At 71.9% G+C, this 18,816-nt stretch carries 16 protein-coding genes; 11 read left to right on the top strand and 5 right to left on the bottom strand.

The window, feature by feature from the left end:
• Positions 1-76 precede the first annotated feature (76 nt).
• On the bottom strand, positions 77-817 hold the full coding sequence (locus IF54_RS0113100; protein WP_030317855.1) for a class I SAM-dependent DNA methyltransferase: 741 nt from the start codon (positions 815-817) through the stop codon (positions 77-79).
• A gap of 162 nt (positions 818-979) precedes the next feature.
• Between IF54_RS0113100 and IF54_RS0113095 the strand changes: the two genes are divergently transcribed.
• The 8 genes from IF54_RS0113095 to IF54_RS0113060 all read left to right on the top strand — a co-directional run bounded on the left by IF54_RS0113095 (position 980) and on the right by IF54_RS0113060 (position 11,148).
• A complete protein-coding gene (locus IF54_RS0113095; RefSeq protein WP_030317854.1) occupies positions 980-1,789 on the top strand; it encodes a TIGR03084 family metal-binding protein in 810 nt (269 codons plus the stop codon).
• A gap of 46 nt (positions 1,790-1,835) precedes the next feature.
• Positions 1,836-3,527, top strand: a complete 1,692-nt coding sequence (locus IF54_RS0113090) for an acyclic terpene utilization AtuA family protein (RefSeq protein ID WP_030317852.1) — start codon at positions 1,836-1,838, stop codon at positions 3,525-3,527.
• On the top strand, positions 3,524-5,122 hold the full coding sequence (locus IF54_RS0113085) for an acyl-CoA carboxylase subunit beta (RefSeq protein ID WP_030317849.1): 1,599 nt from the start codon (positions 3,524-3,526) through the stop codon (positions 5,120-5,122). Before IF54_RS0113090 ends, IF54_RS0113085 begins: the two co-directional genes overlap by 4 nt.
• Positions 5,123-5,132: 10 nt before the next feature.
• Positions 5,133-6,974, top strand: coding sequence for an acetyl/propionyl/methylcrotonyl-CoA carboxylase subunit alpha (locus IF54_RS0113080; RefSeq protein ID WP_030317847.1), 1,842 nt, complete (start codon positions 5,133-5,135; stop codon positions 6,972-6,974).
• A gap of 68 nt (positions 6,975-7,042) precedes the next feature.
• A complete protein-coding gene (locus IF54_RS0113075; RefSeq protein ID WP_030317844.1) occupies positions 7,043-8,179 on the top strand; it encodes an acyl-CoA dehydrogenase family protein in 1,137 nt (378 codons plus the stop codon).
• A 49-nt stretch (positions 8,180-8,228) separates the two neighbouring features.
• Positions 8,229-9,797, top strand: a complete 1,569-nt coding sequence (locus IF54_RS0113070) for a 4-coumarate--CoA ligase family protein (protein WP_030317843.1) — start codon at positions 8,229-8,231, stop codon at positions 9,795-9,797.
• On the top strand, positions 9,794-10,528 hold the full coding sequence (locus IF54_RS0113065; RefSeq protein WP_030317842.1) for an enoyl-CoA hydratase family protein: 735 nt from the start codon (positions 9,794-9,796) through the stop codon (positions 10,526-10,528). The genes IF54_RS0113070 and IF54_RS0113065 overlap by 4 nt, the downstream gene beginning before the upstream one ends.
• On the top strand, positions 10,516-11,148 hold the full coding sequence (locus IF54_RS0113060; protein ID WP_030317840.1) for a TetR/AcrR family transcriptional regulator: 633 nt from the start codon (positions 10,516-10,518) through the stop codon (positions 11,146-11,148). Before IF54_RS0113065 ends, IF54_RS0113060 begins: the two co-directional genes overlap by 13 nt.
• Before the next feature lie 101 nt (positions 11,149-11,249).
• Here the strand turns inward: IF54_RS0113060 and IF54_RS0113055 are convergent, their stop codons facing one another.
• The gene (locus tag IF54_RS0113055) at positions 11,250-12,362 is read right to left on the bottom strand and encodes a citrate synthase 2 (protein ID WP_030317839.1); all 1,113 of its coding nucleotides are present in this window, start codon (positions 12,360-12,362) and stop codon (positions 11,250-11,252) included.
• Positions 12,363-12,546: 184 nt separating this feature from the next.
• Here IF54_RS0113055 and pdxH point away from each other — a divergent pair, with 184 nt between their 5' ends.
• Entirely contained in the window at positions 12,547-13,176 is a 630-nt protein-coding gene (pdxH, locus tag IF54_RS0113050; RefSeq protein ID WP_051735434.1) for a pyridoxamine 5'-phosphate oxidase, read from the top strand.
• A gap of 123 nt (positions 13,177-13,299) precedes the next feature.
• Here pdxH and IF54_RS0113045 read toward each other — a convergent pair whose 3' ends face one another.
• From IF54_RS0113045 to IF54_RS0113035, 3 genes are all read right to left on the bottom strand, one after another.
• The gene (locus IF54_RS0113045; RefSeq protein ID WP_037819970.1) at positions 13,300-14,706 is read right to left on the bottom strand and encodes a PAS domain-containing protein; all 1,407 of its coding nucleotides are present in this window, start codon (positions 14,704-14,706) and stop codon (positions 13,300-13,302) included.
• Positions 14,707-14,823: 117 nt separating this feature from the next.
• Complete coding sequence (locus IF54_RS0113040) at positions 14,824-15,282, bottom strand: GNAT family N-acetyltransferase (protein ID WP_037819967.1); 459 nt, start codon at positions 15,280-15,282, stop codon at positions 14,824-14,826.
• Positions 15,283-15,633: 351 nt separating this feature from the next.
• Entirely contained in the window at positions 15,634-16,410 is a 777-nt protein-coding gene (locus IF54_RS0113035; protein ID WP_030317833.1) for an SIS domain-containing protein, read from the bottom strand.
• Between the two features lie 250 nt (positions 16,411-16,660).
• Here IF54_RS0113035 and IF54_RS0113030 point away from each other — a divergent pair, with 250 nt between their 5' ends.
• Together IF54_RS0113030 and IF54_RS0113025 are read left to right on the top strand one after the other, a co-directional pair.
• Positions 16,661-17,353, top strand: coding sequence for a metal-dependent transcriptional regulator (locus tag IF54_RS0113030; protein WP_030317831.1), 693 nt, complete (start codon positions 16,661-16,663; stop codon positions 17,351-17,353).
• A 527-nt stretch (positions 17,354-17,880) separates the two neighbouring features.
• Positions 17,881-18,801 (top strand): alpha/beta fold hydrolase, encoded by a 921-nt coding sequence (locus IF54_RS0113025; RefSeq protein ID WP_030317828.1) that lies wholly within the window; start codon positions 17,881-17,883, stop codon positions 18,799-18,801.
• Positions 18,802-18,816 lie beyond the last annotated feature (15 nt).

Below are 18,816 nucleotides of genomic sequence, written 5' to 3'. Positions count from 1 at the left end.
TCGACCTGAGCTGAGCCGACCTGAGCTGAGCCGGGTTGGGTTGGTTCGGGCTGGTTGAGTGCCGCGCGGCGGCCGGTCAGCCCTCCGTCTTCTCCCACACCGACACATGGGACTCGCTCTCCGCTGTGAAGGGAGCCCCGCTCCAGTCCGCCCACCGGTCCCGCAGCCGCATGCCCGCCAGGCGGGCCATCAGGTCGAGTTCCGCGGGCCACACGTACCGGAAGGGGATCGACCGGAAGGAGCCCCGGCCGTCCACGACGCGGACATGGTGGGAGGCCATCGCCTGGGTCGCGGTGTCGTAGGTGTCGAAGCCCAGGCGGGTCTCGCCGACGTGGAAGGGCACGGCGTTCTGTCCGGGCGGAAGTCTCCGCAACTGGGGGACCGTCACCTCGATGACGAAGGTGCCGCCGGGCTCAAGGTGCGCCGCGACATTGCGGAAGCAGTCCACCTGGGCGTCCTGGCTGGTCAGGTTCATGATCGTGTTGAAGACCAGGTAGGCGACCGAGAACGTGCCGGGCGCCCTGGTCGTCGCGAAGTCCCCGAGCGTCACCCCGATCGCCTCGCCGCCGGGCTTGGCCCGCAGCCGGTCCGCCATCGCCGGGGACAGCTCGATGCCGTGCACCTCGACCCCTCGCCCCGCCAGCGGCAGCGCGATCCGGCCGGTCCCGATGCCCAGCTCCAGCGCCCGCCCCTCACCGGCGAGCCCCGCCAGCACCGCCACGGCCGGGTCGATCGCCTCCGGCGTGAACATCGCCGCCGACGACTCGTCGTAGGTCGCCGCGACGGACTCCGGGAAGTAGTTCTCGTCTTCGGTCACCGGGGGACCGTACCGGTGATGCGGGAGAGGGGGCGCGCTATTTTCGGTGCACCGTGGTGTGCGGGTCTCCGGAGCACCCGCGGTGCCGGGGAACCCGCGGTGCACGGAAAAATAAATGCAAGCACGCTTGCTTGTTTCTCGGGGCGCTGCCATCCTCACCCCATGGCAGACCCCACACCCGTCATCGACGACCTGTGTGCCGAGAGCGACGAACTCGACCGGCTCGTGGCCGAGTTGACCGCCGAGCAGTGGGCGCTCGCGACCCCCGCCCCCGGCTGGACCGTCGCCCACCAGATCGCCCACCTCGCCTGGACCGACCACTCCTCCCTGCTCGCCGTGACCGACCCCAAGGCCTTCTCCCGCGAGGTCGAGAAGGCGCTCGCCGCCCCCGGGGACTTCGTCGACAACGGTGCGGAGGAGGGGGCCGCCAAGCCGCCCGCCCGGCTGCTCGCGTACTGGCGTGCCGGGCGGGAGGACCTCGCGGAGGCGCTGCGTGCCGCGCCCGACGGGGCCCGCTTCCCCTGGTACGGCCCGCCCATGTCCACCGCCTCCATGGCCACCGCCCGTCTCATGGAGACCTGGGCCCACGGCCTGGACGTGGCGGACGCGCTCGGCGTGACCCGGGAGCCCACCGACCGGATCCGGCACATCGTCCGCCTCGGCGTCCGCACCCGCGACTTCTCCTTCGGCGTGCACGGCCTCACCCCGCCCTTCGAGGAGTTCCGCGTCGAACTCACCAGTCCGAGCGGCGAGTTGTGGGTCCACGGCCCAGAGAACGCCACCGACCGTGTCACCGGCCCCGCCCTCGACCTCTGCCTCCTGGTCACCCAGCGAGCCCACCGCGCCGACCTCGCCCTGACCGCCGTGGGAGAGGACGCCGACCGCTGGCTCGACATCGCCCAGGCCTTCGCGGGGCCGCCCGGAAAGGGACGCGCACCCAAGGAACGCAGGTCCGAGGGAGCGGCCGGATGACTCCCTCCGCGGCTGCCCCTGGGGACGACCGAAAGGCCCCTGCCACATGATCGCCCACCGCGCGACCCCCCTCCGCATAGGCAACGCCTCCGGCTTCTACGGCGACCGCTTCGACGCCCTCCGCGAGATGCTCACCGGCGGTGAACTCGACGTCCTCACCGGCGACTACCTCGCCGAGCTGACCATGCTCATCCTGGGCCGGGACCGGCTCAAGGACCCCGGCGCCGGATACGCCCGTACCTTCCTGCGCCAACTCGAGGAATCCCTCGGTCTCGCGCACGAGCGCGGCGTGCGGATCGTCACCAACGCGGGCGGCCTGAACCCCGCCGGACTCGCCACCCGCATCAGGGAGTTGGCCGGCCGGCTCGGCCTGGACGTCAAGGTCGCCCACGTCGAGGGCGACGACCTCACCGCCCGCCACCCCGGCAGCGTGGCCGCGCACGCCTACCTCGGCGGCTTCGGCATCGCCGCCTGTCTGCGCGAGGGCGCGGACGTGGTCGTGACCGGCCGGGTGACGGACGCGGCCCTGGTCACCGGGCCCGCCGCCGCCCACTTCGGCTGGGGGCCGGGCGAGTACGACCGCCTCGCGGGAGCGGTCGTCGCGGGCCATGTCCTGGAGTGCGGGACCCAGGCCACCGGCGGCAACTACGCGTTCTTCACCGAGGGCGGGCGCGACCTCGGAAGGCCGGGCTTCCCCCTCGCCGAACTCCACGAGGACGGCACCGCCGTCCTCACCAAACACCCCGGCACCGGCGGCTTCGTGGATGTCGGCACGGTCACCGCCCAGCTCCTCTACGAGACGCAGGGCGCCCGGTACGCCGGACCCGATGTCACCGCCCGCCTCGACACCGTACGGCTCGACCAGGACGGCCCCGACCGGGTCCGGATCTCCGGGGTCCGCGGCGAGGCCCCGCCGCCCACCCTCAAGGTCGGCCTCAACCGGCTCGGCGGCTTCCGCAACGAGGTCGCCTTCGTCCTGACCGGCCTCGACATCGAGGCCAAGGCGGCCCTGGTGCGGCAGCAACTGGAACCGGCCCTCGCCAAGGCCGCCGACGTGCGCTGGGACCTGGCCCGCACCGACCGCCCCGACGCCGACACCGAGGAGACCGCGAGCGCCCTGCTGCGACTGGTCGTCCGGGACCCGGACCAGGAGGCCGTCGGACGGGCGCTGAGTGGAGCCGCCGTAGAACTGGCTCTGGCGAGCTACCCCGGTTTCCATGTGCTGGCGCCACCGGGGAAGGGCTCGCCCTATGGGGTCTTCGAGGATGTGTACGTCCCCCATGGAGCCGTGGACCATGTGGCCGTCCTCCACGACGGCCGGCGGATCCCTGTGGCGCCGGCCCAGGAGACCGCCGTACTCGAAAAAGTCCCTCCGCCGCCCCTTCCCGAGCCGCTCGGCGAAGGTCCCACCGCCCGAGCCCCTCTCGGCCTCGTTGCGGGGGCCCGCAGCGGGGACAAGGGCGGCAACGCCAACATCGGGCTCTGGGTGCGGACGGACCCGGCCTGGCGGTGGCTCGCCCACACCCTCACCGTGGACCGGCTGCGCGAACTCCTCCCGGAGACAGCCAAGTTGACCGTCACCCGGCACGTCCTGCCCCACCTGCGCGCCCTGAACTTCGTCGTCGAGGGCATCCTCGGCGAGGGCGTCGCCGCCCAGCACCGCTTCGACCCGCAGGCCAAGGCCCTCGGCGAATGGCTGCGCTCCCGCCACCTGGACATCCCGGAGGCCTTGCTGTGACCGTCCTGCGGACCACCCTCGACCCGACCGGCCCCGACCACCGGGCGAACCGCGAGGCCATGCTCGCCAAACTCGCCGACCTGGACACCGAGCACGCCAAAGCGCTCGCCGGCGGTGGTGAGAAGTACGTCGAACGGCACCGCAAACGCGGCAAGTTGCTCGCCCGTGAGCGCATCGAGCTGCTCCTCGACCCCGACACGCCCTTCCTCGAACTGTCCCCGCTGGCCGCCTGGGGCAGCGACTACACCGTCGGCGCCTCCCTCGTCACCGGGATCGGGGTGGTGGCGGGCGTGGAGTGCCTGATCACCGCCAACGACCCGACTGTGCGGGGCGGCGCGAGCAACCCGTGGTCGCTGAAGAAGGCCCTGCGCGCCAACGACATCGCCCTCGCCAACCGGCTGCCCTGCATCAGCCTGGTGGAGTCCGGCGGTGCGGATCTCCCGTCCCAGAAGGAGATCTTCATCCCCGGGGGCGCCATCTTCCGTGACCTGACCCGGCTGTCGGCGGCCGGTGTCCCGACCGTCGCCGTCGTCTTCGGCAACTCCACGGCGGGCGGCGCGTACGTCCCCGGCATGTCCGACCACGTGATCATGGTCAAGGAGCGCGCCAAGGTGTTCCTCGGCGGGCCGCCCCTGGTCAAGATGGCCACCGGCGAGGAGAGCGACGACGAGTCCCTCGGCGGCGCCGGGATGCACGCGCGCGTGTCCGGCCTAGCGGACCACTACGCCGTCGACGAGCGAGACGCCCTCCGGCAGGCCCGCCGGGTCGTCGCCCGCCTCAACCACCGCAAGGCGTACGGCGATCCGGGACCGGCCGAGCCGCCCAAGTACGACCAGGACGAACTCCTCGGCATCGTCCCCGGCGACCTGCGCACCCCCTTCGACCCGCGCGAGGTGATCGCCCGGATCGTCGACGCCTCCGACTTCGACGAGTTCAAGCCCCTGTACGGCACGAGCCTGGTGACAGGGTGGGCGGCACTGCACGGCTATCCGATCGGCGTCCTGGCCAACGCCCAGGGCGTCCTCTTCTCCGAGGAGTCCCAAAAGGCCGCCCAGTTCATCCAGTTGGCGAACCAGCGCGACATCCCGCTGCTCTTCCTGCACAACACCACCGGCTACATGGTCGGCAAGGAGTACGAGCAGGGCGGCATCATCAAGCACGGCGCGATGATGATCAACGCGGTCAGCAACTCGAAGGTCCCGCACCTGTCCGTCCTCATGGGCGCCTCCTACGGCGCCGGGCACTACGGCATGTGCGGCCGCGCCTACGACCCCCGCTTCCTCTTCGCCTGGCCCAGCGCCAAGTCGGCCGTCATGGGCCCGCAGCAGCTCGCCGGCGTGCTCTCCATCGTCGCCCGCCAGTCGGCGGCGGCGAAGGGGCTGCCGTACGACGAAGAGGGCGACGCGGCCCTGCGCGCCATGGTGGAGCAGCAGATCGAGTCCGAGTCGCTGCCCATGTTCCTGTCAGGGCGCCTCTACGACGACGGCGTCATCGACCCCCGAGACACCCGGACCGTCCTCGGCATGTGCCTGTCCGCGATCCACACCGCCCCCTACGAGGGCGCCCGTGGCGGCTTCGGCGTCTTCCGGATGTGAGGAACCTCCAGTGATCACTTCTGTGCTCGTCGCCAACCGGGGCGAGATCGCCTGCCGGATCTTCCGCACCTGCGCCGAGTCGGGCATCCATACGGTCGCCGTGTACGCGGACCCCGACGCGAGCGCCCTCCACACGCGCCTGGCCGACACGGCCGTACGACTCCCGGGCGCGGCCCCCGCCGACACCTACCTGCGCGCCGACCTGATCGTGAAGGCGGCCGTGGCCTCCGGCGCCGACGCCGTCCACCCCGGCTACGGCTTCCTCTCCGAGAACGCCGACTTCGCGAGGGCGGTCCTGGCCGCGGGCCTGGTCTGGATCGGCCCGCCCCCGGCCGCGATCGAGGCGATGGCGTCCAAGACACGGGCGAAGGACCTCATGGGTATCGCGCCCCTGGAGGACGTCACGGCCGCCGACCTGCCGGTGCTGGTGAAGGCGGCGGCGGGCGGCGGGGGCCGCGGCATGCGGATCGTGCGCCGCGCCGAGGACCTGCCGGCCGCCCTGGAGAGCGCCCGCGCCGAAGCCGCGAGCGCCTTCGGCGACGGCGAGGTCTTCGTCGAGCCGTACGTCGAGGACGGCCGCCACGTCGAGGTCCAGATCCTCGCCGACACCCACGGCACGGTCTGGGCCCTGGGCACGCGCGACTGCTCCCTCCAGCGCCGCCACCAGAAGGTGATCGAGGAGGCACCCGCCCCCGGCCTGACCGACGAACTCACCGCGGAACTGCACGACCTGGCGGTCCGGGCGGCCCGCGCGGTCGACTACGTCGGCGCGGGCACGGTCGAGTTCCTGGTCGCCGACGGCCGGGCCCACTTCCTGGAGATGAACACCCGCCTCCAGGTCGAACACCCGGTCACGGAGGCGGTGTTCGGCCTCGACCTGGTGGCGGAACAGATCAGGATCGCGGAGGGGTCCGCGTTGCCCGACGAGCCGCCACGCGCGCGTGGCCATGCCGTCGAGGCCCGCCTCTACGCCGAGGACCCGTCGAAGGACTGGACCCCGCAGACGGGCACCCTGCACCGCCTCTCCGTCCCCCCGTCCGTCCGCCTGGACACGGGCTACGAGAGCGGCGACCTGATCCCCGTCCACTACGACCCGATGCTCGCCAAGGTCGTCGCCCACGCGCCCACGCGAGCGGAGGCGGTCCGCAAACTGGCGGGCGCGCTGGAGCAGGCCACGCTCCACGGCCCGACCACCAACCGGGACCTGCTGGTCAACTCCCTGCGCCACAAGGAGTTCACGACGGCCCGCATGGACACGGGCTTCTACGACCGTCACCTGCCCGAACTCACAGAGCCGGCCGTGGACGTGCTGGCCCCTCTGGCGGCCGCCCTCTCGGACGCGGTGGGCCGCTCCCGCTTCGGCGGCTTCCGCAACCTCCCCTCGACCCCCCAGACCAAGCACTACGAGATGGCCGGCGAGGAGCACGAGGTCCGTTACCGGCACACGAGGAAGGGCCTGGAGGCGGACGGAGTGCGGGTCCTGCACGCGGACGCGGGCGGGGTCGTACTCGAAGCGGACGGCCTGCGAAGGCAGTTCGAGGTGGCGAGGTACGGCGACCGGCTGTACGTGGGCCGCACGTCCCTGAGGGCCCTGCCCCGCTTCCCGGACCCGACGGCCCAGCTCGCCCCGGGGTCCTTGCTGGCTCCCATGCCCGGAACGGTCGTACGGATCACGGACGGCCTGGGGGAGGGCTCCGCCGTGGAGGCAGGCCAACCCCTCCTCTGGCTGGAGGCCATGAAGATGGAACACAAGATCACAGCACCGCATGCGGGAACGCTCAGCGAACTGAATGCAGTTGTCGGCCAACAGGTAACGGTCGGCTCTCTGCTGGCGGTTGTTGAACCTGCCTAGGGGCGCGGGACTGTGCCAATTTGCGGCTACCGCCGCGCGAGCGCGACCAGCCACAACGAAGGAGCCACATGCCCACGATCGAAACCGATGAGCACAAGTCACTGAGGCAAGCAGTAGCCGCCCTCGGCAAACGCCACGGCCGCGACTACGACCGAGAAGCTCTGTGGTCCGAGGCAGCAAAACTCGGCTACCTCGGCGTCAACCTGCCGGAGGCATACGGCGGAGGCGGCGGCGGAATCGCCGAACTCTCCCTCGTCCTCGAAGAGCTCGGCGCCGCCGGCGCCCCCCTCCTGATGATGATCGTGTCCCCCGCCATCTGCGGCACGGTGATCGCCCGTTTCGGCACAGAGGCTCAGAAGCAGGAGTGGCTCCCCGCCCTCGCCGACGGCACCCGCACCATGGCCTTCGGCATCACCGAACCCGACGCCGGTTCCAACAGCCACCGCATCACCACCACGGCCCGCCGCGACCAGGAGACCGGAGACTGGCTGCTCAACGGCCGCAAGGTCTTCGTCTCCGGCGTCGACATAGCCGACGCCACCCTCATAGTCGGCCGCACCGAGGACTCCCGTACCGGCCGCCTGAAGCCCTGCCTGTTCATCGTCCCGCGTGACGCCCCGGGCTTCGGCAGGCGCTGGATCGAGATGGAACTGAGCGCCCAGGAGAAGCAGTTCGAGCTGACGCTCGACGACGTGCGCCTCCCCGCCGACGCCCTCGTGGGCGACGAGGACGCGGGCCTGCTGCAACTCTTCGCCGGCCTCAACCCCGAACGCATCATGACGGCCGCCTTCGCGATCGGCATGGGCCGCTACGCGCTCTCCCGGGCGATCACCTACGCCAAGGAGCGCACGGTCTGGAACAGCCCCATCGGCGCCCACCAGGCCATCGCCCACCCCCTCGCCCAGGCCCACATCGATCTCGAACTCGCCCGCCTGATGACGCAGAAGGCGGCCCACCTCTACGACGCCGGCGACGACGCGGGCGCGGGCGAGGCCGCCAACATGGCGAAGTACGCGGCCGGGGAAGCCTGTGTGAAGGCCGTGGACCAGGCGGTCCACACCCTCGGCGGCAACGGCCTCACCAAGGAGTTCGGGATCGCCTCGCTGATCACGGCCGCGCGCGTGGCCCGTATCGCGCCGGTGAGCAGGGAGATGATCCTCAACTACGTCTCCCACCAGACCCTGGGCCTGCCCAAGTCGTACTAGGCCGACCCGGCATCAGACCGCCCCGGCATCAGGCCGTCCTGGAGGAACCGTGTTCCGCAGCGAGTACGCAGACGTCCAGCCCGTAGAACTGCCCATCCACGACGCCGTGTTGGCCCGTGCCGCCGAGTTCGCCGACGCGCCCGCCCTGATCGACGGCACCGACGGCACCACCCTCACGTACGGACAACTCGACACGTTCCACCGCCGGGTCGCGGCCGGCCTCGCGGAGGCGGGCGTCGCCCAGGGGGACGTGCTCGCGCTGCACAGCCCCAACACGATCGCCTTCCCCACCGCGTTCTACGCCGCCACGCGCGCGGGCGCCTCCGTCACGACCGTGCACCCGCTGTCCACGCCCGAGGAGTTCGCCAAGCAGCTCTCCGACTCCGCCGCCCGCTGGATCGTCACCGTCTCGCCGCTCCTGGAGACCGCCCGCAGGGCCGCCGAACTCGCGGGCGGCCTAAGGGAGATCTTCGTCTGCGACAGCGCCCCGGGGCACCGCTCCCTGTTCGACATGCTGGCCTCGACGGCCCCCGAGCCGCACATCGACATCGACCCGGCGGCCGACGTGGCGGTGCTGCCGTACTCCTCCGGCACCACCGGCACCCCCAAGGGCGTGATGCTCACGCACCGGCAGATCGCCACCAACCTCGCCCAGCTCGAACCGCTGATGTCGGCGGGCCCCGAGGACCGCATCCTCGCGGTCCTGCCCTTCTTCCACATCTACGGCCTCACGGCCCTGATGAACGCGCCCCTGCGCCAGGGCGCCTCCGTCGTCGTCCTGCCCCGCTTCGACCTGGAGACCTTCCTCGCCGCCATCCAGAACCACCGCATCACCGGCCTGTACGTGGCCCCGCCGATCGTCCTCGCCCTCGCCAAGCATCCGCTGATCGAGGAGTACGACCTCTCGTCCCTGCGCTACATCGTCAGCGCCGCCGCCCCGCTCGACGCCCGTCTCGCCGCCGCCTGTTCGGCCCGGCTCGGACTCCCGCCCGTCGGCCAGGCGTACGGCATGACCGAGCTCTCGCCCGGCACCCACGTCGTGCCCCTGTCGGCCATGCGCGAGGCACCGCCCGGGACGGTCGGCAAGCTCATCCCCGGCACCGAGATGCGGATCGTCTCCCTCGACGACCCCGGCAAGGACCTCGCCGTCGGCGAACCCGGCGAGATCCTCATCCGCGGCCCGCAGGTCATGAAGGGCTACCTCGGCCGCCCCGACGACACCGCCGCGATGATCGACACCGACGGCTGGCTGCACACCGGGGACGTCGGCCATGTCGACGCCGACGGCTGGCTGTTCGTCGTCGACCGGGTCAAGGAACTCATCAAGTACAAGGGCTTCCAGGTGGCCCCCGCCGAACTGGAGGCCCTCCTGCTCACCCACCCGGACATCGCCGACGCGGCCGTCATCGGCGTGTACGACGACGACGGCAACGAAGTCCCGCACGCCTACGTCGTCCGCCGGCCCACCGCCGGCGAGCTCTCCGAGAGCGAGGTCATGATGTACGTCGCCGAGCGCGTCGCCCCCTACAAACGCGTCCGCCGGGTCACCTTCATCGCCGGGGTGCCCCGCGCCGCCTCCGGCAAGATCCTCCGACGACAGCTCAGGGAACGCGCATGACCCTCGTCGCCCGCACGCGCGCGCGTGCCGTCGAGACCCTCACCCTCGACTCCCCGCACAACCGCAACGCCCTGTCGGCGGCCCTGGTGGGGGAGCTGGCCGCCGCGCTCACGGACTGCGGCAAGGATCCCGACGTCCGCGCGATCGTCCTCACCCACACCGGCACCACCTTCTCGGCGGGCGCCGACCTCAAGGACCCCCCGCACCCGGACGCCCTGGTCGGTCTCCTGCGCCAGATCGTCGAACTCGGCAAACCGGTCGTCGCCCGCGTCACCGGACACGTCCGCGCGGGCGGCCTCGGCCTCCTCGCCGCCTGCGACATCGCGGCCGCGTCCACGGAGTCGACGTTCGCCTTCACCGAGGTACGGATCGGAGTCGCCCCCGCCGTCATCTCCCTGACCCTGCTGCCCCGCACCGACCCCCGCGCCCTGGCCCGTCACTACCTCACCGGAGAGCGCTTCGACGCGGCCGAGGCGGCCCGCATCGGCCTGGTGACGGCGGCCGGCGACGACGTGGACGCCGTACTCGAACCGGTCCTCGACGGGTTGCGCCGGTCCGCACCCGAGGCCCTGGCGGAGACGAAACGGCTGCTCACGGCTAGGGTGCTGGAGACCTTCGACCGGGACGCGGCCGCCCTGACCGCGCTCTCGGCCCGGCTGTTCGCCTCACCGCACGCGCGCGAGGGCATGACGGCCTTCCTGGAACGACGGGATCCCTCATGGACGGTGTGACGACGATCGGCGACCGGGCGGAACGCGCGCCCAAAGAGGCCAAGCAGCCCAAGCAGGACCGCAGCCGCGCGACCCGGCAGCGGCTCCTGGAGGCCGCCGTGTCCTGTCTCGCCGAACACGGCTGGGCCGGCTCCACGGTCACGGTCGTCGCCGAACGCGCCGGAGTCTCCCGAGGCGCCGCCCAGCACCACTTCCCGACGCGCGAGGACCTCTTCACGGCGGCCGTCGAGTACGTGGCCGAGGAACGCTCCACAGCCCTGCGCGCCCTGTTCCCGCAGGGCGCGGCGGACGACCGCCGAGCGGTGATCTCCGCCCTCGTCGACCTCTACACCGGCCCCCTCTTCCGCGCCGCCCTGCACCTCTGGGTGGCAGCCTCCAACGAAGACCAACTGCGCCCCCAGGTGACGGAGTTGGAGGCGAGGGTGGGCCGGGAGACCCACCGGATCGCCGTAGACCTACTGGGCGCGGACGAGTCCAAGCCGGGCGTCCGGGAAACGGTCCAGGGCCTTCTGGACATGGCGAGGGGCCTGGGCCTGGCGAACCTGCTGACGGACGACGAGGCTCGACGGGACAGAGTGGTGGCTCAGTGGGCAGCACTGCTGAACGAGGCCCTGCTGTAGCTCGTCAGGGGCGCGGGGCTGCATCGATTTGCGGCTACCGCCGCGCGGGCGCGACAAGCCACGAAATACCCGCAGTCGCCCACAAGCCTCAGGCGCTCCCTTCAGTGGGCGATCCCCCCATACCCCTCGATGTCCCGAGGACTCCGCGCAGCCGGCCCCACATACCGCGCAGAAGGCCGCACCAGCCGCCCCGTCCGCTTCTGCTCAAGAATGTGCGCCGACCACCCCGCAGTCCGCGCACACGTGAACATCGACGTGAACATGTGCGCCGGCACCTCCGCGAAGTCGAGCACGATCGCCGCCCAGAACTCCACGTTCGTGGCCAGCACCCGGTCCGGCCGGCGTGCGTGCAGCTCCGCCAGCGCCGCCTTCTCCAGCGCCTCGGCCACCTCGAACCGCGGCGCCCCCAGCTCACGGGCCGTACGGCGCAGCACGCGCGCGCGTGGGTCCTCGGCCCGGTACACCCGGTGCCCGAACCCCATCAGCCGCTCGCCCCGGTCCAGCGCCTGCTTGACCCACGCCTCCGCGTCCCCGGTCCGCTCGATCTCCTCGATCATCCCGAGCACCCGGGAGGGCGCACCGCCGTGCAGCGGCCCGGACATGGCACCCACGGCCCCGGAGAGCGCGGCGGCCACATCCGCGCCGGTGGAGGCGATCACGCGCGCGGTGAAGGTGGACGCGTTCATGCCGTGCTCGGCGGCCGAGGTCCAGTAGGCGTCGACGGCCGCGACATGCTTGGGGTCCGGCTCCCCGCGCCAGCGGATCATGAACCGCTCGACGACGGACTGCGCCTTGTCGATCTCCCGCTGCGGCACCATCGGCAGCCCCTGCCCGCGCGCGGACTGGGCGACGTAGGAGAGGGCCATCACGGCGGCCCGGGCGAGGTCCGCCCGCGCCTGCCCGGCGTCGATGTCGAGCAGCGGCTTCAGCCCCCACACCGGGGCCAGCATGGCGAGCGCAGACTGGACGTCCACGCGGATGTCCCCGGAGTGCACCGGGATCGGGAACGGCTCGGCGGGCGGCAGACCCGGGTTGAAGGCGCCGTCGACCAGGAGCCCCCACACGTTGCCGAAGGAGACATGGCCGACCAGATCCTCGATGTCGACGCCCCGGTACCGCAGCGCGCCGCCCTCCTTGTCGGGTTCGGCGATCTCCGTCTCGAACGCGACGACTCCTTCGAGGCCAGGGACAAAGCCGGGGTCGAGGTCGGACATCAGGCGGCTCCTCATGATGCGTACGACGAATGACGCCACGATAACTCCGAGTGTCACCTTTGGGGAGTCATGCGGCACTCAGTGCCACCAGCAGTCGGCGCCGCCCTCGGTGCGGGAGGCATCCGTACGGCAAGATGACCGCGTGACCGACGCAGCACACGCCGTCTTCCCGGACCCCGCCTCCATGCGCGAGCAGTACCGCGCGGAGGGCCTCGCCGAGACCGACCTGGCCGCGACCCCCGTCGAACAGTTCGCCCGCTGGTTCACGCAGGCGGCCACCGAGGCGCACCTCTTCGAGCCGAACGCCATGGTCGTCTCCACCGCGGACGCCCAGGGCCGCCCGAGCTCCCGCACGGTGCTCCTGAAGCAGTTCGACGAACAGGGCTTCGTCTTCTTCACCAACTACGACTCCCGCAAGGCACGCGACCTCGCGCAGAACCCGTACATCAGCCTGCTCTTCCCGTGGCACCCCATGGCCCGCCAGGTCATCGTCACCGGGGTGGCCCGCCGCACCGGCCGCGACGAGACCGCCGCGTACTTCCGCACCCGCCCGCACGGCTCCCAGCTCGGCGCCTGGGCCAGCGCCCAGTCCTCGGTCATCGAGACGCGCGAGCAGGTCGACACCGCCTACGCCGACCTCGCCGCCCGCTACCCCGAGGGCGAGCAGGTCCCGGTCCCCCCGCACTGGGGCGGCTTCCGGGTGGCGCCGGAGACGGTCGAGTTCTGGCAGGGCCGCGAGAACCGCCTCCACGACCGCCTGCGGTACATGGCGGAGCCGGACGGCGGCTGGCGGGTGGAGCGACTCAGTCCCTGAACCGGCGACCGACCGGGCGGGCGGCTTGCGCGGGCTACGGCTGCCCGGCCACCGCCTGCCCGACCACTGCCTGCCCGGCCACTACCTGCCCGACCACCGCCGGCGGGATGACCGCCTGCGGGACTACGCCCGCCCCACCACCCCGCCCAGATCCAGCGCGGAAGCGATCCGCACCGCCACATCCTCCGCGTACACCGCGTCGCTCCGCTCGAACTGTCCCCGTCCCGCACCCCGCAGGAACGTCACGACACCCAGTGTCCGCCCCCGGCTGCGCAGCACCGCGCACAGCGCGTGCACCACGTCCGAGGGCCACTGGCGGGCCTCGGCCCACTCCCGGGCCCGGTCCGCCGGCACCGACCCCACGCTCGCCCGCACCGAACCGATGCGGTCCACGCACTGCAACGCCGGATGCCCCTCGCCGTAGCGCACGGGCAGCCCGGACGCGCCCGACAGCAGACTCGGCCCCGGCGCCCCGGAAGGGGTGGAGGCCACCCGCACCAGCCGGACCGGTCCCGTCTCCTCGCCGTCGGCCACCGCATCGCCGGCCACCCGGTCGACCAGCGCGTGGTCGGCGAACCCGGCCAGCGCGAAGTCCAGGTGCACGACCGCCGCCTCGGCCGGGTCCTCGCACTCCGCCGCCGCCCGGGCCGCCCGGTGCAGCTGGTTCGTACGGAAGCGCAGCAGGGATGCCTCCTGCTCGCTCTGCTTGGCCTCGGTCACGTCGTTGAACAGCCAGCCCACACCCAACGGCACGGGCTCCTCCGCGAGCGGCGAGGCCAGCCGTACGAACCCGCAGCGCCAGCAGCGCCGCCGCTCGCCGTCCGGGGTCCGCACCGCGACCCAGATCTCGGCCGGCGCGGGCGGGGCGCCCTCGGCCAGCACATGCGTGAGCGCGCTCTCCAGCTCCTCCACGCCCTGCGCGAGCAGCTCCCCGAGGGGCCGCCCCAGCACGGACGTACGGCCCACGCCCAGGGATCGGGCCGCGTGCGCGTTCACCACGGCGGGCCGCAGATCGGCGTCGACCAGCACCACACCCCAGGACGCGTCCTCGAAGAGGGCCTCGCTCAGCGCGATGGACCGCTCCAGGTCGATCTGCGTGTGCACCTCGCTGAAGGCGCAGTACACCCCGGCGGGCTTGCCGTCCGGCCCCCGCACGGCCGCGGACTGGGTTCGCACCAGCACCCGGCCGCCGTCCTTGGTCAGCAGCGCGAACTCGTGCACCTGGCGGCCGGGCGCCTGCATGGCGGACATCAGCCGCCCCTCGACCTCCTCGGCGTCCGCCGGCCGTACGGCCCACCCCGCGAACCCGTGCCGCCCCACCGCCTCGGCGGCGCTCCACCCGAGGATGCGCTCGGCCTCACGGTTCCAGTGGGTGACGACGCCGTCCGCGTCGAAGGCGCACAGGGCCGCGTCCATGCCGTCCAGCAGCGCGGCGAGCAGATCCGAACCGCCCGAGCCGTCCTGGCCCTCCGGGCCGGGCCCGTCGGGCCCCAGCTCGTCGGTGGTCCCACTACGCCGGGAAGCACTCACCTGGACCCCCTGCCAGCCGCTCACTAACAATCAATTCAACTCGAACGTGACGCAGCACACACCAGGTTCCCGCAAGATTGAGGGAATCGTTGTACGCCGGAAACGTGCCGAATCCCCCTAAACGGCCCACCTGCCCTGCTCCAACCGCAGGTCGACCCACTCGTCGCTCCCGCCGTCCAGCACATACCGGTCGACCTCGACGAACCCGCGCGCCCGCGCGAACCGGGTGCCGTCCTCGTTGACGGCGAGCACGCATGTCTCGATCACCCGGGCGCCGAGCACACGCGCATGATCAAGACCCTTCTCGTAGAGGGCGGTCCCGAAACCCCGCCCCCGGAAATCGGGCAGCACGCGCGCGATGACGGTCGCGACGGCGTCGTCCCCCTGCGGCGGCCGCACGGTGGAACACCCCACGAGCGTGTCCCCGGCATAAGCGTTCTCCAGCCGATTGCGCCCGACCCGCTCCCGCACCTCCTCGATCCCCATGGCAGCGGGCGGAACGATCACGTTGTGCACAAACCGCCACTCCTCGGCCATCACGTCCCCGACGACGGGCTCGATTCGCAGGTCAGCCATGGTCCCCCTCCATCCGTCCGTGTCGATCAGCAACGCCATCCTAAAAACAGTTGATCGGCGGCCGATGGCTTCCTAGTGTGTGCCTCACGCCGAAAGGAGGTGATCGGGTACATGAGTGAAACCCGGACGCGCGAGGTGGCTGCGGGCTAGCGGCCTGCCACCACATTCAGTGCGGTGCCGGACCAGCGTGTACGTGATGCACGCAGCCGGCCAATTCAACGCAGTCACCCGACCCGCGAGCTCGCCGGTAACGTCCGGCCGGCTCCCCCGCCGCGAGGTGGAGGGACCCGAGCTCGCGGGTCGTCTGCGTTGTTGCGTGGATGCCCGGTCGTCTGCGTTCTGCGCGGATGTCTACTGCCGGTAGAAGATCCGGTCCCCGTACTCCTCGAAGACCCGGTCGTTCCACTCCAGGCCGCCGTCCACGTTGCCCGAGCGCAGGAGCGGGGGGTCGATGCCGCGGGCCGTGAGGGCGGCCGCCGTCGTGGCCATGACCGCCTGGAGCAGGGCCGAGGTCACCACCGTGGAGGCCGGGGCGAAGGGGGCCGGGACGGCGTCCAGGGTGAGTTCCGCGTCGCCGACCGAGATCTTGGAGTCGAGGACGACGTCGCAGTGGTCCTTGAGGAAGGTGCCCGAGCTGTGGCGGGGCTTCGTCGCGGTGGTGTAGGCGAGGGACGTGACGCCGATGACCTTCACGCCGAGGGAGCGCGCGGTCAGGGCCATCTCCACGGGGAGCGCGTTGCGGCCGGACAGGGAGATGATCACGAGGGCGTCGCCCGCGCGGAGCGGGGAGCAGTCCAGGACCGCGCTCGCGAGGCCGTCGACCCGTTCCAGCGCGGAGCCGAGCGTGGCGGGCATGACGTCGACGCCCACCACTCCCGGCACCGTCAGCAGGTTCATGAGGGCGAGCCCACCGGCCCGGTAGACCAGGTCCTGCGCGGCGAGCGAGGAGTGCCCCGCGCCGAAGGCGAAGAGGCGGCCCCCGTCGGCGACGGTGTCGGCGAGGAGCTCACCGGCGGCCGCGACGGACTCGCCCTCCTCGTCCCGGACCCGTTCCAGGAGTCCGATCGCGGCGTCGAAGAACTGTCCGGACAGTGTGCCGTGGCCGCCCGCGGAGCCCGTGCCGCCCATGCCTCATCCACCCTTCGTCGCCGTGTCGCGGATCACCGTGCGGTCTGGACCAGTGGGATGTCAATACGGCCGTGCGTGATGTCGGCACGGCCGCGATCCCGTTCGCCGGCAGGGGCGCGATTCCGCTCGCTGCGGCCCGGTCTCCACGGCGCGGCACGCTTGTCAGTGGTATCCGGCAGAATTGAGGCCAGGGCCAGCGCACGCGCCGGGAAGCTGTCGTGCTTCCGGCAGATCTCATCGAGGGGCACGTATGTCCGGACTGATCGACACCACGGAGATGTATCTCCGCACCATCCTCGAGCTGGAGGAGGAAGGTGTGGTCCCCATGCGCGCCCGGATCGCCGAGCGGCTGGACCAGAGCGGGCCCACGGTCAGCCAGACCGTGGCGCGGATGGAGCGTGACGGCCTGGTGTCCGTCGCCACCGACCGGCACCTGGAGCTGACGGACGAGGGCCGTCGGCTGGCCACGCGCGTGATGCGCAAGCACCGCCTGGCGGAGTGTCTGCTGGTCGACGTGATCGGCCTGGAGTGGGAGCAGGTCCACGCGGAGGCGTGTCGCTGGGAGCACGTGATGAGCGAGGCGGTGGAGCGCCGGGTGCTGGAGCTGCTGCGCCACCCGACCGAGTCGCCGTACGGCAACCCGATCCCGGGCCTGGAGGAGCTGGGCGAGAAGGACGGCGCCGACCCCTTCCTGGACGAGGGCATGGTCTCGCTGGCCGAGCTGGACCCGGGTATCGACGGCAAGACGGTCGTCGTGCGGCGTATCGGCGAGCCCATCCAGACGGACGCGCAGCTGATGTACACGCTGCGCCGCGCGGGTGTGCAGCCCGGTTCGGTGGTGAGCGTCACGGAGTCGGCCGGCGGGGTGCTGGTGGGCAGCGGCGGGGAGGCGGCCGAGCTGGAGTCGGACGTCGCCTCGCATGTGTTCGTGGCCAAGCGCTGAGCCAATTCAACTTCCGGGTTCTGCCGGGCAGTTGTGGTCCCGGTTGGGCTCCTCCCCGGACCTGGGCCCGGTGCCGTCCGGGGCCTCGTCGTTCCGAGATTCACTGTGCGGAATCGCAGCGCTTCGACGCTTCCCGTGCGAGGCTGTCGCGTGAGGCATATGACCTGAGGGGGCGGGCGGATGTGCCGTAGACGTGGGGATGGCCCCGGCACCTTGCGGCGCCGGGGCCTGTCCTCCCCTGTGCTGACCCGGAGCCCCGAGCTCCCAGGGTCATTCCCCTCGGACCGATGTCCCCGAGCGGTCCGCCTCCCGCTGCAAATCTCCCCTCGGTCGCGGCGATCATTCCTGGAGGGCGGTCACCCGAACGAGGGGTGTTGTCGCGCGAGAACCCATTTTCGAATACGCATTCGATAGTCTGCGGGTGACGGGGCGCGCGTGACGTGCGCTGCACAGATGTACGACAGGCACGACACGACAGCAGCGGACAGGACAGACACCACAGGCACGGCAGGCCAAGGGGGGTGCCGATGGCGCGGCGCATCGACGTGACCGGGGCGGGCGGCGTACGTCTCGCCGCCTGGGAGTTCGGAGATCCTCCCAAGAGCGATCCGACGGACCCGACCGACCGGGCGAAGGCCGCCTCCCCACCCCCGGAGAAACGATCACCCGGGGTCCTCTTACTCCACGGCCTGATGGGCCGCGCCTCCCACTGGGCGTCCACCGCCCGCTGGCTCTCCGAGCGGTACCGGGCCGTCGCGCTCGACCAGCGCGGTCACGGCCAGAGTGACAAGCCCCCTCGGGCCGCCTTCACCCGCGACGCGTACGTCGAGGACGCCGAGGCCGCCCTCGAACAGCTCGACCTCGCCCCCGTCGTCCTCATCGGCCACGCCATGGGCGCCCTGACCGCCTGGCAGCTCGCCGCCCGCCGCCCCGACCTGGTCCGCGGAGTGATCATCTGCGACATGCGGGCCTCCGCCCTCGGCGCCGCCTCGCAGCGGGAGTGGGGCGAATGGTTCAAGGCCTGGCCGGTCCCCTTCGCCACCCTCGCCGACGTACGCAAGTGGTTCGGCGAGGACGACCCCTGGGTCGAGCGGCCCAACCCGGCGCGCGGCGAGTTCTACGCCGAGGTGATGGCCGAGTCCCCCGACGGCTGGCGCCCCGTCTTCGAGCCCGAGCAGATGCTCCAGTCCCGCGAGACCTGGGTCTACGACGCCCACTGGGAGGAACTCGCCCAGGTCAGGTGCCCCACGCTGGTCGTCCGCGGCCTGGACGGCGAACTGGGCCGCGCCGAGGCCCAGGAGATGGTCCGCGTCCTGCCCCGCGGCCGGTACGCCGAGGTCGCCGACGCCGGCCACCTCGTGCACTACGACCAGCCGGAGGCGTGGCGGTCCGCGATAGAGCCGTTCCTGGACGGACTGGACGGACTGGACGGCGGGGACGACGGCTGACGTGACGCGACACCC

It is taken from the genome of Streptomyces sp. NRRL B-3229 (genome assembly GCF_000719505.1).
Lineage (GTDB): Bacteria > Actinomycetota > Actinomycetes > Streptomycetales > Streptomycetaceae > Streptomyces > Streptomyces griseorubiginosus.
Note: the sequence above shows the minus strand (reverse complement) of the source record. Positions and strands in the feature narration are given on the sequence as shown.